The following is a 14,573-nucleotide window of genomic DNA, read 5'->3' as shown; positions in this document are numbered from 1 at the left end:
ATTATGAACTTAACACTTATCGCACAATATGCGACAGATATTATTGCATTACTAATGCTCTTAGGTTTGCTAACCAAAGAAAACTTATTAAACCTTCATAGCAAAAGATTTTTTAAATACAGTATCTTTTTAACAATCATCATAATTATTGCTGAATTAGGATCATTAGCTGTAGATAATCAAGGATCTAGTTTAAAACCTTTAAATCAGATGTTTAATATTGTTGGTTTTTCTTTGACACCTTTAATTCCTCTTATGCTTATTGAATTATTTAGTCAAAATGTTTTAAAAAAGCATAAATTTGTATTTATACCTTCTATATTAAATGCTATAGCTGTTTTATTATCACCTTGGTTTGGATGGATTTATAAAATTAATATTGATAATCAGTATGAACGAGGTAGTTTATTTATCATCTTTGTTGTTGTATATATCATTAATATTTTAGTATTATCACATATTGTTTGGTTAAGTGGTAGAAAAAGATTTTTTCCTATTAAATGGAAGATATTAGGCTTATCTTTATTTACAATCGTCGGAACATGTATTCAACTTATCCTTCCTGAAGTTATATCCTCATGGCATGTTGTTACATTAGCTTTATTTTTGCTTTTTATATTACTATCTGTATTTGAAAATAGTTTTGATGCATTAACAGGTCTTTTCAATCGTCTTGCATTTGAAAAAGCAACAAGCACATTATCTTATAAAAAGCCATATACAATTATTCTAATAGATATTAATCATTTTAAAAAAACCAATGATGAACATGGTCACGATACAGGAGACTTAGCTTTAAAAGAAATTGCCGAAGTCATTAAGAACTCAATAAGCTATGAACTAAATGGGTATCGTATTGGTGGAGATGAATTTTCTCTAATACTAGAAACAAGAGATGAAATTATAATTTCTGATTATTTGAATACTATAAAATGTGGTTTAGATGAAAGAAGAAAGAATAACAAAATGCTTCCTACAATTTCTATAGGATATTCAATTCATAATGGCAAGAAATCTCTATCATTTCAAGATGTCTACAGAGAAGCTGATAAGCATATGTATGAAGATAAAAAAGAGCAAAAAAAAGATATAAAGCATTAAAAATTTAATATATTTTGAATTTCAAATAAAAAATGATATTTCTCTTGATGAAATGTCATTTTTTTAGTATAATTAAAAGACATAAAAAGAATAAAATAATGCAAAAGTTATTTTATTCTTTTTTATAAACTAAATAGGGAGAAATATATGGGAACAGAAATTCTAGAAATTTTCAATCACTTACTATTAAGTCTTGCTGTTATTATAGTTGTTGTCTTAATTGCTAGATCAGTAGTTGCTGAGACAAAATATTCACCAATTTTAATTATTGTAGTTTTTGGGTTAGCTTTAGGGATGGTTTTAGAGTTAACCGGACTTTCAACACCTGGATTGGCAGAATTTCCAGTTGTTGGTTTATCTGGAAGCACAACAATTATTGCTTTGATTGCTACTTTTTTTGTAGGTGGACAAAAGTTAAGAAATACTTTTTGGAAACCAAAAACTCCTAAAGAAGATGATGTAGAGCTAAATAATGAAGAAGTGCTTTTAGGAACTAAGGGAACTCAATTAATTTTCTTAGTTAGAGCGTTCTTTATTCTTATTGGGATTCAATCATTATATAGAATGATTTATCCAACAGGAGATGCACTTCAAAATACATATCCTTTATTAGCATTTTTTGGAATTGCAGTTGCTATCATTTTGATTGATAGTAAAGCGAAAGTAAAGAACAAGAGACAATATCTAAAAAGAGGTCTTATAGAATTAGTTATTATTTTATCTATTTTATTGTTAGGGAAAGTCATTTCAGATCTTATTAATCCTTTGATCGCATTACCTCAGATATTCTTTGCGATGATTATTTCATCAACATTAGGTATGGTGTTTAGTGATTGGAGAGAAGGTCCTACGATGAGAGCTTTATTATTTGGTGGGATACCAATAGTTCTAGCTGGTGTGTTTATTACTGGAGGAACAAGATTACTTGATGCATTTTCTCTTGATGGGATGTTGCAAGTTATGGCTTATGGATTCTTTGGACAATTATTTTGGATGTTTGTTGGTATAGCTTTATTAGTATTTGTTGGTAAATCCAATGATGTAGATATTCTTGCTCCAGGTATGGCTGGAAGTTTATCACATAGTGGCTTAACTGGTGCTTGTACAGCCGGTGATATTGGTGAAGTTGCTAAAGAACGTGCACCAATTATGATTAACATTCCATTTTTTGGACATCTATTTGTTTTCACAATACTAGCAATTAGTGTGACTAGAGGAGATTTACTGTTAATTCCTGCAATTCTTGTTGTTTTATTAGGTGTGGGTTTAACCTATATTGCACTAAAGACGCTTAGAAGAGCAGAAGGAAGAGAAAAAGAAGAAATAAAAGGTTTGGTGTTCTTTTCTTTAGGATGGCAATTAGTTGCTGTCTTTGGCGGGTTTTTGTTACTAGACTTTGCAGGTATGGATTTAGAAAGTGCTGCTATGGCAAATAGTAGTGCTATATCTCATTTTGGATTGTTTGCAGCAGTTCAAGGTGGAATGTTTGAAAGTGTTAATCCAGCATTTAGTTCTGTTGCTTTAATTTCATTTATATTTGCGATGCCTTTCTTAATACATCCTCTTGTATTTGGCATGTTTGGTAAAGCGATGAGTAATGATGGAAAAATGCCTAAAAAAGCAGTTGCTATTTTAGCTATATTAGGTGTTGTTGGAGTATTATTCTCATTAATATTTTTATAATTATAATATGATCGTATAGAAAAAACACTATGACCTTTTTAAAAAGTGATAGTGTTTTTTATTTTTATAAATTTTCAGGTATAAAGTAAGAAAACCAAAACAACCATAGTAGATGTAAAAGACTCCAATAACTACCTGTTTGTGTAAATGCAGATAAAATATCTGGGATAAAAAATAGTATGATGAATCCAAGAAAGCCTAGATACCAGTGTGAGTTAAAAGACTTTTTGTGAAAAGTGGTTTCATCCTCATATAATGCCATATAGAGCCATTTTTTTTCATTTAATAGTAGTTTTGTTAAAAGACTTTTAGTAATTTTTATAGTTTTATAACCGAGCTTTTCATATAATTTGATAGCACCATCATTATCACTTGCAACATATAAAGTAAGACGGTTAATATTAGGATTATTCTGTAATTGTTCAGTTGCTTTTGCCATGAGTTTTTTTCCGATTCCAAGACCGCGAGCATTTTTATCAACTGCAATATGTTCAATATAGCATGTATTTTTCTTAGGTGAATCATTTAGAATAAGCCCAGCTAGACTTAATTTAATAACATTTATAAAACCATAAGTTTTTGATAGTTTAAAAAATGAAGGTTTGATCTTATTTTTGATTTTTATCAGTTGATCTGTTTTTAACTTGAGGACACCTACGATTTTATCATCATATTGAGCAACCCAATAACCGTCTTGAGGTTGATCATCAAAAAGTGTAGAATCAATCATAAAATCTTTTGTTTTTTCAATACCCATCTTTGTTAATTTATTAAATTTACTTGAAAAAGAGTCTGCAATTATATCCACAACACTTGGATAATCTTCTTTTTCAAATGGTCTAATGATTGTAACAATATTGTTTTTCATAAATTCTCTCCAATATATATTAATATGCTATAATCAAGTATAGCAACATCTTAATTTAGATGTCAAATAAAATGATATTCGTTTTAATGAAAAAAATGTAGAAGAGGTAAATAAAATGAGTGAAAACATTAACAAAGTAGAACAAGATAGATTACTCAAAGTCTTGAAAGAAAGATTTGAAAAACATGTCAAAAGACATCAAACAGTGAGCTGGGATGACATATTATCTCATTTATCAGAGGATCATATATATTCAATTTATCATATGGAATTAACTGGTGGTCAACCAGATGCAGTTTGTTTTGAAAACAACTTATTTTTTGTAGATATGGCAAAAGAAACACCTAAAGATAGAAGAAGTATATGCTATGATAAAAAAGCTAGACTAGGACGTAAGAAGTTTCCACCAAAAACTTCTGTTTTAGAGATGGCAGAAGAGATGAAAATAGAAGTTTTAGATAAAGATATGTATATGAAACTACAAGAAATTGAAGACATTGATTTAAAAACATCTAGTTGGATAAAAACACCTGAAAATATTAGAAAATTAGGTGGTGCTTTGTATGGAGATAAAAGATATAATGAAACGTTTATCTATCATAATGGTGCAGATTCTTACTATGGAGTAAGAGGGTTTAGAGGGTATATTAAAATCTATTAAAAATTGGTTTATTTTTTACAATAAAAAAGATATAATAAAAGTATATATGCTATGCATTCATATAAAAATGGGGTAAATCATGAAAACAGACAATATTACAATGAAATTTAACAATAAATTTATAGGATCAATGACATCTCCAAAAGGTGAAATTCCTATTGGATCTCAAGACAATGGACAAGCTCCATATCATTTACTATATGGTGCACTGGGGTCTTGTTTTTTTGCTACTTTTTTAAGTATCGCTAATAAAATGAGATTAACATTTGATGATGCCGAACTTGAAATCTCTGGCACTAAAAGAGATGAAAATCCAGCAACTCTAGAATATGTAGTTATTGACATGGTTGTTTATAATCCAAGTCATGAGGCAAGATTAGAAAAAGCGGCTCACTTAGGCGCACAACATTGCTCAATTCATGAAACCATTAGTAAAGTTAGCGATATTAAATTAAATATAGTTTTTAAACAAAAATAGAAGTAATTAAAATAGTTAAGGAGGTGGGTCAATGAAAATAAAGAAAATAGTATTATGGGGTTTAATTATGATCACCATTATTTTTGGTGCAGCTATCGGATATACTTTAATATTAGATGTTCCATTTGTTGATGGTCTTTATATGACAATTATTACCATATCAACTGTAGGATATGGAGAAGTTGCATTGATGACACCACTGGCTAAATTGTTTTCCATTATATTTATAATTATTAGTGTAGGTATGGTTGGGTATTTAGTTAAGGCTAGTTTTGATTTTTTTGGAGAAAATAATTTTAATCAAACGTGGAGGAGAAAAAAGATGCTTAAAGAAATTAACAAATTAAAAGATCATATTATCATTTGTGGTGGTGGAGAAACTGGCATTAATGTTATTAAACAAATGATGAAACGTGATGTTGATATCGTCGTTGTAGATAACGATGAAAAAATTATTGAGACTTTAAAAGAACTAAAATGTCCTCATATTTTTGATGATGCTACCAAAGAAGAAGTTTTAATTCAAGCAGGTTTGAAAGAAGCTAAAGGTATTATTACAACACTTTCAACAGATGCTGATAATGTCTTTGTTGTCTTAACTGCAAAACAGTTAAATCCTAACATACATATTATTTCTAGATTCCATGAAAGCAGTGCTGAAAAAAAATTGATCCATGCAGGAGCTAATCAAACTGTATCTCCAGATGAAATTGGTGGTAAAAAAATGGCAGCACTTATGATTTCACCACACGTTCAATATTTTGTAGATAACATTATTGATACAAAAAATATGTCTATTGATATGGAAGAAGTTCTTATTAAAGAAACTTCAGGATTAGTTAATAAAAAATTACGTGATACTAAAATATCAGAAAAAGCTGGATTAATCGTTTTAGCTTTAAGAAGAGATGAAGATATCTTTATTTTTAATCCTAAAGCAGATGAAGTCCTAAGAGCTAATGATAATATGATTGTTGTAGGTTCTAAAGAGCAAATCGAAAAACTTAAACAAATGTCACTTGATGTAGATTAGAGGCTTATATGACTTATATAGACCTTATAGAAAAATACGAACCATATAATGAACAAGAAGTTAGAGACAAGAAAGCTATATTAGATTTTATTAGTCAAAATGATAATCATCTAGTTAGAACAAATTTAGTTGCGCATTTAACTTCTTCAGCAATAGTTTTAAATAAAGATTACACAAAAGTATTATTTGCATTTCATAATATTTATCAATCATGGAGTTGGTTGGGAGGCCACCTTGATGGAGATAAAGATTTATTAAAAGTAGCAATCAAAGAAACAAAAGAAGAAACTGGAATTAAACATGTCAAAGCTTTTTCTAGTGACATTTTTATGATTGATGTAATCTATGTCAGCAATCATATCAAGCATAAAAAATATGTTGGAGATCATCTTCATTTAAATGTAACTTTTTTACTTGTTGGAGATGAATCAGATACATTAGTCGTTAAAAAAGATGAAAACCAAGACGTAAGATGGTTTGATCTTGATGATGTATTTAATCATATTAGTGAAGAAAGAATGGTTCCAGTATTTAAAAAAGCAATTCAAAAAATAAAGCAAATTATTGTATGATCTAGTATATAAAAATATATGGAGGGCACATCATGCAGAGTTTTTCAGAATTAGAAAAATGGGTTGATGAAGTTAAAAATCTATGTCAACCAGATAGTATTCATTTTGTTACGGGGGATAAAGCAGAAGAAAAATCATTTTTTGAAGAACTCGTTAGAGACCAAAAGGCAATTCAGTTAAATCCTTTACTAAGGCCAAATTCATACGCTTTTTTTAGTGATCCTTCTGATGTTGCAAGAGTTGAAAAAAGGACTTTTATTGCATCAAATAAAAAGGAAGATGCTGGTCCTACTAATAATTGGATAGAACCGCAAAAACTTAAAAAGATAATGACAAAACTATATAAAGGTTCCATGAAAGGAAGAACGATGTATGTGATTCCTTATGTTATGGGACCTATAGATGCACCTATTTCTAAGATAGGTATTGAAATAACTGATAGTTTATATGTTGTTGTAAATATGATAAAAATGACTCGTACAGGTACACAAGTTTTAGATAAAATAAAAAATGAAACACCATTTTATATTGGCTTACATTCTATTGGAGCACCTAAAAAAAATGGAGTCATTGATAGTATGTGGCCATGTGCAAAAATGCAAAAAAAATATATAGCACATTTTCCTGATGAAAAACTTATTTGGTCTTATGGATCTGGATATGGTGGGAATGCTTTGTTAGGTAAAAAATGTTTAGCACTAAGAATCGCATCTAAAATCGCATATGATGAAGGATGGATGGCTGAACATATGCTTATTTTAAAATTAACAAATCCAGATTTAGAATCTAAATATATTTTAGGAGCTTTTCCAAGTGCATGCGGGAAAACAAATCTTTCCATGCTAATACCAACTATTCCAGGCTGGAAAGTTGAAACTATTGGTGATGATATTGCTTGGATATGGATGAAAGAAGATGGAAAGCTTTATGCAATTAATCCAGAAAAAGGTTTTTTTGGAGTAGCTAAAGGCACTTCTTATCGTTCAAATCCTAATGCGATGAAAGCAATTGAAAAAAATACAATCTTTACAAATGTTGCCTTAACAGATGATCTAGATGTTTGGTGGGAAGGCATTGATAAAGAAAAACCAAAACATTTAAAAGATTGGCAATTGCATAATTATGATATTTCATGTACGTATCCAGCAGCGCATCCAAATTCAAGATTTACAGTTGAAGCAACTGAATCTCCAGTTTTAGCCAATGAATGGGAAGATCCAAATGGAGTTTTGATATCAGCAATTTTAATTGGAGGTAGAAGACCTTCAACTATACCACTTGTACATGAAGCTCTATCATGGAAACATGGTGTGTTTATGGGCTCTATGATGGGATCAGAAATAACTGCAGCAACGATTTCAGATCAAATAGGCATGGTCAGAAGAGATCCTTTTGCAATGCTTCCTTTTATAGGATATCATGTAGGTGATTATCTGCAACATTGGATAGATATGGGACAAAAAGCAAATCAAGAATTTTTGCCTAAAATTTATTATGTCAATTGGTTTAGAAAAAATGATGATGGTCAGTTTATGTGGCCAGGTTTTGGCGAAAACTCAAGAGTATTAAAATGGATTTTTGAAAGAGTTGATCAAAAAGCCTCAGCAAAACTTACACCAATAGGTTATGTACCAGATAGAGACTCTATTGATTTGTCTAATTTAGATGTGAGTGAAAAAGATATCGAAGCTTTAACTGAAATTGATGTTAACCTATGGTTTGATGAGGTTAAATCAATAAGAGCATATTATAAAACAATTGGTAATAAGTGTCCAATAGATTTAGTCAATGAATTAAATCAATTAGAATTTAGATTAAAAAATTATGTCCAGTGAGGTTTATTACACATGAAAAATATCGGTTATTTTGATTCACCAATCGGGTTTATTGAATATACGTATGAATTTAATAAACTATATAATATGCAAATTAATGATAAACTACAAAGACCTTTAAAAGACTATCAAAAAAATTCATGGATCAATAAACAACTTGATGCCTATTTTAAAAACGAACTTACAGAGTTTAAAATAGAAGTTGGATTTTCAAGTTATACACCGTTTCAACAAGAAGTCTTTCAAGCATTATTAAATATACCTTATGGTCAAACAAGAAGTTATGAAGAAATAGCTAAAACTATTGGTAGACCTAAAGCTTTTAGAGCAGTTGGGCAAGCGTGCAAAAAAAATCCGATAGGAATTGTAATTCCTTGTCATCGGGTTATTGGTAAAGATCATTCTTTAACTGGGTATTCAGGTAAGGAATATATACATATCAAGGAAAAACTATTAAATATAGAAAAAAATCTCTAGCAATAGAGATTTTTTTATTTCGTATATTTATTGATGATGTGATAGAGTTCCTGCGATTTAAAAGGTTTATATAAAACATCATTCATTTTAGCATCCATACATTTTTTATGATGATCCTGATAAGTATTTGCAGTCATTGCGATAATTGGAATCTGTGAATCTTTTTCTCTGATTTTAAGACTAGCTTCAAAGCCATTTAAAAGTGGCATTGATACATCCATTAAAATTAAGTCAAAAGGATATTCTAAAAACATCTGAACAGCCTCTTTACCATTTTTAGCGATTTGTGCATTAAGATTTATTTGTTTTAATAAATTAAGTGTTGCATCTGCACTTAAGACATTATCTTCAGCAATCAAAATGGATAATCCAGGTTTTGGTTTTTTAAAATCTTGCTCTATTATGTCTTTAGAAGGTGTATTTTTAAGAAGTATAATAGGAATATTAATTGTAAAACTTGTTCCAACTTTGTATTGACTTTCAACTTTTATTGAGCCATTTAGTAAGGATATTAATTTTTGACTTATTGATAATCCTAAACCAGAGCCACCATAGAGTTTTGATATGCTTTCATTAGCCTGAGAAAATGTAGAAAAAATTTGTTTTTGCTCATCATCAGTCATACCAATACCTGTATCGGAAAGACAAATATTAAGTTCATGGGTACTATTGTTTTCAACTAGAAATGTTTCTATTGAAATAGATCCGTGTTCTGTAAATTTAATTGAATTTGATATTAAATTTGTAAGTACTTGTTTAATCATTGCTTGATCACTTATAAATGAAAAGTCATCATGATGAGTTATATGAAACAATAACCCTTTATTTTCTATTGAAGCTTTAAACATATGATAAACATCTTCAAATATAGTTTTTAAAACAATTTGATCGTCTTTTAATATTGTATGCTGATAATTTAATTTTGATAAGTCAAGAATTGAATTCATTTGATACAGCCCTTGATCATATGCTTTTTGTATTTGATTTATATATGTCATAGAGTCTTTATCTAAATCCTTTTGTCTAAGTAAATCAAGATAGCTAGATATAGCTGATAAAGGGGTTTTTAATTCATGACTCATTTGATATAAAAATGATTCTTGTTTCTTTAACAGCTCTTTTGAAATACTTAAATCCTTTTTAAAACTAGTGATTTCAGGTAGATAAAGCATATAACCAATTTGTTTTAAATGATCATAACTAAGTCTACATATCTTATGTTCTAAAAGTTCAACTAAAACAGAACTTTTCTTTTGTGAAACAAATATATCATCTATAATTGAATCTTCAGAAGGCAAAAATAAGGTTTTAAATACTATTAAATCAGTTGGAGATTTTATAGATAAAAATGAGGCTAATTCATCAGATAAAATTAGTTTATCATGCTCATTCATCGAAAAAGACATGCATATATTATTTAAATGTTTAGATTTTTGCTGCTGATTTGTCTTTTTAGAGTTAAATTTCATAGTTATAAAACCTCCCTTTGTAAACATTATATCACGGTTAAATATGACTTGGATAAGTTATCTGCATAAAATGTCTTTATTATTTATAGCATTTAATGGTAAACTATTGTTAAAACAATGAGATATCTATGATTACAAATGGCCTAAATTGATATATAATAAAATAAAGACTAATAAGAGGTATTAAAAAACATGAAGAGATATACTTGGAAACTTGGAATAGCATTTGTCATCTCCTACATCATATTGATGGTTGTAGTTGTTTTTGCATATACTCAAATATCTCAAAATTTTATTATGAATCAAGCAGAAGACCAGTTAACTGAATCCGGAGAAGTTGTTTCTAAACAAATTGAACTTCAACTAACTTATGATTATGCAAATTTTGAAAATCTTGTTACCGGTTTTATAGAAGATAGTCTAGATCCATTAGTTGAATTAGATAATCGATCAGATACGATCACTATACTTGGTGGAACATATAGTCATTTCGGTAGTATTGATATAGATAATAGACAAGTCACAATAAATGATCAAACTTATGACTTTACAGATAATTTCACAACATATAATTTCAATCAACAAATAGGTTTTTACAATTTTAAACGAGCATTTGGGACAGAAGACATGACGATGTATGGTGTTTTTAAAGTTGATGAATATGTTGCTATGTTTGAATTAGAACCTTATATGGCTACATTTTTAACAGCTGAAAAAATAGAAAATGAATATGTCTTTATGGGAGAAGAAAATACAATCTATGTGAGTTCAACGCTCAATCCAGATGAAATTTTATTTTATAACTATTTAAGAGAAGCGGGTTATTCTGAAGATCATATAGATACAATAAAAGAAGTCGTTGTTAATCATGAATCAGGTATTTTTAGTTTGAATTTTCTAGATCAAAATTCTATTTTATCTTTCGTACCTGTGTTTAGTGATTTAACACCAGCAACTTATTACTTAGTTCAAATATACGAAGAAACTACAGTTATTAATTCTTTAACTTATCTATCCACAACATTATGGGCTTTATTTGCAGTTATTTTTGTTTTGTTTTCAATTACGATAATTGTTATATATAAGATCTTAGAAGAAAAGATACATGATATAGAAAACGCAAGATTATCTTTATATTACGCAAAACCATATATCATTAAAGTGAAGAAGTCAGGTAAAATTAGATCTTATAATAGAGCTTTTAATCAATTGCTTGGTGATACAGATACATATAGTAATATTGCTGATTTTGTAATTAAAGAATCATTTGAAGAAACATCAGTTGTTGAAAGATTACATAGACAAAAAGCATTTACAATGATTTTAGAAATTATGGATAAAGCAGTATATATTAGATTTATTGTTACTAGATCAACAGGAGGTTATATTCTTGTAGGTGATGATATCACGCATATTGAAGGTAAATTTGATGAGTTTGAAAAATTAGCATTATTTAATCCAGTAACAAATCTTCCGAATCAAAATGTTTTAATCAGTGATCTTGATAAAGTTTTCCAAGATCAAGAAATATTAGAACAATTTAATGTTATAGTTACTTTTGATATTGTAGCTTTCTCTAAGATAAGTTTAGTATTAGGTGAGGAAAGTGGGGATAGATTCCTACAATTTATAGCAGAATTAGCAAAAGAATCATTAGAGAATTATCCAGCTAAGCTATATAATTTGAGAGTTGACCAATTTGCGATACTATTTACAAACTTAGAATCTTATCAATGGATTAATACATGGGTTGATTTATTCTTAAACAAATTAGATAAACCAATTACGATGGATCGAAATTTCTTGAACGTAGATGTTAAAATAGGGATATTTAATATTGAATCTCAAAAATATGAAATCTTAACTTCAGAGATTTGTTTAGAAAATGCTAAACTAGCCTTAAACCATGCCAAAGAAAGCTCTACAAAACCTTCTTTCTTATATGATGTATCGTTATCATTAGTCGCATCTAGAGAGCAAAGAATGGAATTAGACTTAGCTAACGCGATTACAAATCAAGAATTCCAAATGGCACTTCAAGCACAATATAGTAATGTCGAAGAAAGAATCATAGGTTTTGAAGCACTAATACGTTGGACAAACCCTAAATATTCTGCTGAATCACCACTTAAGTTTATCCAAATGGCTGAACATAATAATATGATTGTTGATATTGGGCGTATTGCACTTCATGAAACATTTTTGATTGCAAAAGAATTAGAACCATATAATGTTCATATTTCAATTAATGTTTCCCCAGTACAAATGCTACAAGCAGGGTTTGTAAACGAAGTTATTTCTATTTTTGAGCAATATGACTTAAAACCTGGTAGCATAAGCTTAGAAATTACCGAAACATTTTTGATTGATTCATTTGAATTGGTTATTAATAAGTTGAATATTTTCAAGCGACATGGATTTAATATTCACTTAGATGACTTTGGGACAGGGTATTCATCTCTACAATATTTAAGAGACTTACCTATTAATACAATAAAAATTGATAAAGCGTTTATCGATGATGTTGAAACTGATGCACATAGTAGAGCAATTGTTACGATGATTTCAAACTTAGCTAAAAATATTGATCTTGATGTAATTGCTGAAGGTGTTGAAACTGAAAGACAAAACAATATCGTGTTTAAAGCAGGTTGTAATGTTATCCAAGGATATTTAATTGGTCCACCGGTTCCAAAAGAGGTAGCAATTAAGCTTATAGAAGACTATAATATAAATAAAACCAAGAAGATTCATGTTATAAAAACAAAGACAAGGGAGGCTAAACGATGAATATGTTTAGAATTTATGAGATAGATCCAGTATTAACTTACGTCTTATTTCTCATTATCATTGCAGTTTTAGTTGTTTTTATCTACTTTTTAGCGCGTTCATTTTTTAAAGAACGCAAACGTATTATGGAAGAAAGAGCTTTAACTATAGAAGGTGTGCTTACAAGATCTGAAATTCATTCTGTAATTGCATCATATATTGCTAGATCTAGTAAAGAAACACAATTTAGTTTAATTTATATTGATTTAGATAAATTCACGGATTTTGTCAATGCATTTGGAAAAAGCGAAAGCGAAAAGATCATTGAAAAAATTATTAAGAATATTGAAAATGTTTTACCAAAAGGTGTAAAAATCTCAAGAATGCAAAATGATGAATTCTTAATATTTTTGACAATGGATTTTGATAGAACAGAAGCAGTCGATATGGCTAATAAAATAAAAGCAGCATTAGCTAAACCTATTCGCCTATTTGGCGATACAATGATTAGCGCAACTGCATCTATTGCCATTGCATTTTATCCTATTCATGGTAGTAATCTTAAAGATCTATTAAGCTCTATGCAAATCGCAACTTATATCATTAAAAAAGGCGGTGGAGATAACATTAGAGTTTATTCAGAAGAGATGAGTGATCAAGGTGGAGAGCATGTTGAGTATTATTATCAAATTAAGCATGCCATCCAACATAAAGAGTTCCAATTATATTATCATCCAATGATTAATACAAAAACTAAAGATATTTATGGAGTTGAAGCACTTATTAGATGGAATCATCCAGAGCATGGTCTACTTTCTCCATTTAAGTTCTTAGGTATCATGGAACAATCAGGAGATGTACATTGGATTGGTTTATGGGGATTAGAAACATTAATTAAAACATATCAAGAGTTAAATCAAGTTTTTCCTAAAAAAGATATTAAGTTTTCAATGAACTTAAGTCCTAAACAATTAATGAATCAATCACTTCCAGGTGATTTCCAAAAGATTTTAAAGAAGTATAGAATGAATGCAGAACATATTATTTTAGAAATCATCGAGTTTGCAGTTTTTGAAAAACAAGAAAATATATTCAACAATCTAAAACTATTTAAAGAAATGGGATTCAAAATTGCGATTGATGGATTTGGTCTTGATTATCAAACATTATCTAAAGTTGAAAAAATGGATATTGATATTATAAAACTTGATAATGAGTTCTTAAAAGAATCAGAAGCATATATGAAAGCGAAATTTGCGACTCTACTTATTGATTTTGCACATAAGAATGAATATGAAATCATTAGTGAAATGATTGAAACTAAAGAAATGATGGAAGAATCTAAAAATTATGATATTCACATCATGCAAGGATTCTATTTTACAAAACCTTTATCAGCAGAAGCACTAAGAGGCTATATTGGAACAGATGCATGGAATAATCAATTATAAAAATTAAATAAATAAAGTCATTAATTAGAACATCTATAATCAAAAATTATGGATGTTTTTTTTGCGTTTATTCAGAAAAACTATCATTTGCCTTACTAATAAATGAAGATAGAAAGTATTTCATAATTAAGCCAAGATCAACTTGCACAATATATCTATCAAGGTGGAGATATTTC

12 protein-coding genes are annotated in these 14,573 nt (G+C 28.9%); 10 read left to right on the top strand and 2 right to left on the bottom strand.

From position 1 onward, the window contains the following. The first annotated feature begins 3 nt into the window (after positions 1-3). Both MPAN_RS05820 and MPAN_RS05815 read left to right on the top strand, forming a co-directional pair. A complete protein-coding gene (locus tag MPAN_RS05820; protein ID WP_176238918.1) occupies positions 4-1,101 on the top strand; it encodes a GGDEF domain-containing protein in 1,098 nt (365 codons plus the stop codon). Positions 1,102-1,248: 147 nt separating this feature from the next. Then, positions 1,249-2,784, top strand: a complete 1,536-nt coding sequence (locus MPAN_RS05815; RefSeq protein ID WP_176238919.1) for a hypothetical protein — start codon at positions 1,249-1,251, stop codon at positions 2,782-2,784. A 64-nt stretch (positions 2,785-2,848) separates the two neighbouring features. Here the strand turns inward: MPAN_RS05815 and MPAN_RS05810 are convergent, their stop codons facing one another. Further along, positions 2,849-3,652: a GNAT family N-acetyltransferase gene (locus MPAN_RS05810; protein ID WP_176238920.1), complete on the bottom strand. Its 804-nt coding sequence runs from the start codon at positions 3,650-3,652 to the stop codon at positions 2,849-2,851. Between the two features lie 115 nt (positions 3,653-3,767). Here MPAN_RS05810 and MPAN_RS05805 point away from each other — a divergent pair, with 115 nt between their 5' ends. The 6 genes from MPAN_RS05805 to MPAN_RS09045 all read left to right on the top strand — a co-directional run bounded on the left by MPAN_RS05805 (position 3,768) and on the right by MPAN_RS09045 (position 8,708). Continuing rightward, complete coding sequence (locus MPAN_RS05805) at positions 3,768-4,313, top strand: DUF4256 domain-containing protein (protein ID WP_176238921.1); 546 nt, start codon at positions 3,768-3,770, stop codon at positions 4,311-4,313. A gap of 79 nt (positions 4,314-4,392) precedes the next feature. After that, entirely contained in the window at positions 4,393-4,791 is a 399-nt protein-coding gene (locus MPAN_RS05800) for an OsmC family protein (RefSeq protein WP_176238922.1), read from the top strand. Between the two features lie 31 nt (positions 4,792-4,822). Continuing rightward, on the top strand, positions 4,823-5,824 hold the full coding sequence (locus MPAN_RS05795) for a potassium channel family protein (protein ID WP_176238923.1): 1,002 nt from the start codon (positions 4,823-4,825) through the stop codon (positions 5,822-5,824). An 8-nt stretch (positions 5,825-5,832) separates the two neighbouring features. Continuing rightward, complete coding sequence (locus tag MPAN_RS05790) at positions 5,833-6,396, top strand: NUDIX hydrolase (RefSeq protein ID WP_176238924.1); 564 nt, start codon at positions 5,833-5,835, stop codon at positions 6,394-6,396. A gap of 32 nt (positions 6,397-6,428) precedes the next feature. Then, a complete protein-coding gene (locus MPAN_RS05785; RefSeq protein ID WP_176238925.1) occupies positions 6,429-8,231 on the top strand; it encodes a phosphoenolpyruvate carboxykinase (GTP) in 1,803 nt (600 codons plus the stop codon). Between the two features lie 12 nt (positions 8,232-8,243). Next, positions 8,244-8,708, top strand: a complete 465-nt coding sequence (locus MPAN_RS09045; RefSeq protein WP_176238926.1) for a methylated-DNA--[protein]-cysteine S-methyltransferase — start codon at positions 8,244-8,246, stop codon at positions 8,706-8,708. A gap of 14 nt (positions 8,709-8,722) precedes the next feature. Here the strand turns inward: MPAN_RS09045 and MPAN_RS05775 are convergent, their stop codons facing one another. Next, the gene (locus MPAN_RS05775; protein ID WP_176238927.1) at positions 8,723-10,177 is read right to left on the bottom strand and encodes a hybrid sensor histidine kinase/response regulator; all 1,455 of its coding nucleotides are present in this window, start codon (positions 10,175-10,177) and stop codon (positions 8,723-8,725) included. A gap of 192 nt (positions 10,178-10,369) precedes the next feature. Here MPAN_RS05775 and MPAN_RS05770 point away from each other — a divergent pair, with 192 nt between their 5' ends. Both MPAN_RS05770 and MPAN_RS05765 read left to right on the top strand, forming a co-directional pair. Beyond that, positions 10,370-12,967, top strand: coding sequence for a putative bifunctional diguanylate cyclase/phosphodiesterase (locus MPAN_RS05770; RefSeq protein ID WP_176238928.1), 2,598 nt, complete (start codon positions 10,370-10,372; stop codon positions 12,965-12,967). Further along, entirely contained in the window at positions 12,964-14,397 is a 1,434-nt protein-coding gene (locus tag MPAN_RS05765; protein ID WP_176238929.1) for a GGDEF domain-containing phosphodiesterase, read from the top strand. Before MPAN_RS05770 ends, MPAN_RS05765 begins: the two co-directional genes overlap by 4 nt. Positions 14,398-14,573: the final 176 nt, after the last annotated feature.

Origin of the sequence: Mariniplasma anaerobium (genome assembly GCF_016865445.1) — a bacterium.
In the GTDB taxonomy this organism is placed as follows: domain Bacteria; phylum Bacillota_I; class Bacilli_A; order Acholeplasmatales; family Acholeplasmataceae; genus Mariniplasma; species Mariniplasma anaerobium.
The sequence above is the reverse complement of the archived record's forward strand: the minus strand, read 5'-3'. Positions and strand labels throughout refer to the sequence as shown.

Excerpts from the sequence above, each read along its gene's own strand:
- MPAN_RS05820 (WP_176238918.1), top strand. The coding sequence starts at position 4 with ATGAACTTAACACTTATCGCACAATATGCGACAGATATTATTGCATTA.
- MPAN_RS05815 (WP_176238919.1), top strand. The coding sequence starts at position 1,249 with ATGGGAACAGAAATTCTAGAAATTTTCAATCACTTACTATTAAGTCTT.
- MPAN_RS05810 (WP_176238920.1), bottom strand. The coding sequence starts at position 3,652 with ATGAAAAACAATATTGTTACAATCATTAGACCATTTGAAAAAGAAGAT.
- MPAN_RS05805 (WP_176238921.1), top strand. The coding sequence starts at position 3,768 with ATGAGTGAAAACATTAACAAAGTAGAACAAGATAGATTACTCAAAGTC.
- MPAN_RS05800 (WP_176238922.1), top strand. The coding sequence starts at position 4,393 with ATGAAAACAGACAATATTACAATGAAATTTAACAATAAATTTATAGGA.
- MPAN_RS05795 (WP_176238923.1), top strand. The coding sequence starts at position 4,823 with ATGAAAATAAAGAAAATAGTATTATGGGGTTTAATTATGATCACCATT.
- MPAN_RS05790 (WP_176238924.1), top strand. The coding sequence starts at position 5,833 with ATGACTTATATAGACCTTATAGAAAAATACGAACCATATAATGAACAA.
- MPAN_RS05785 (WP_176238925.1), top strand. The coding sequence starts at position 6,429 with ATGCAGAGTTTTTCAGAATTAGAAAAATGGGTTGATGAAGTTAAAAAT.
- MPAN_RS09045 (WP_176238926.1), top strand. The coding sequence starts at position 8,244 with ATGAAAAATATCGGTTATTTTGATTCACCAATCGGGTTTATTGAATAT.
- MPAN_RS05775 (WP_176238927.1), bottom strand. The coding sequence starts at position 10,177 with ATGAAATTTAACTCTAAAAAGACAAATCAGCAGCAAAAATCTAAACAT.
- MPAN_RS05770 (WP_176238928.1), top strand. The coding sequence starts at position 10,370 with ATGAAGAGATATACTTGGAAACTTGGAATAGCATTTGTCATCTCCTAC.
- MPAN_RS05765 (WP_176238929.1), top strand. The coding sequence starts at position 12,964 with ATGAATATGTTTAGAATTTATGAGATAGATCCAGTATTAACTTACGTC.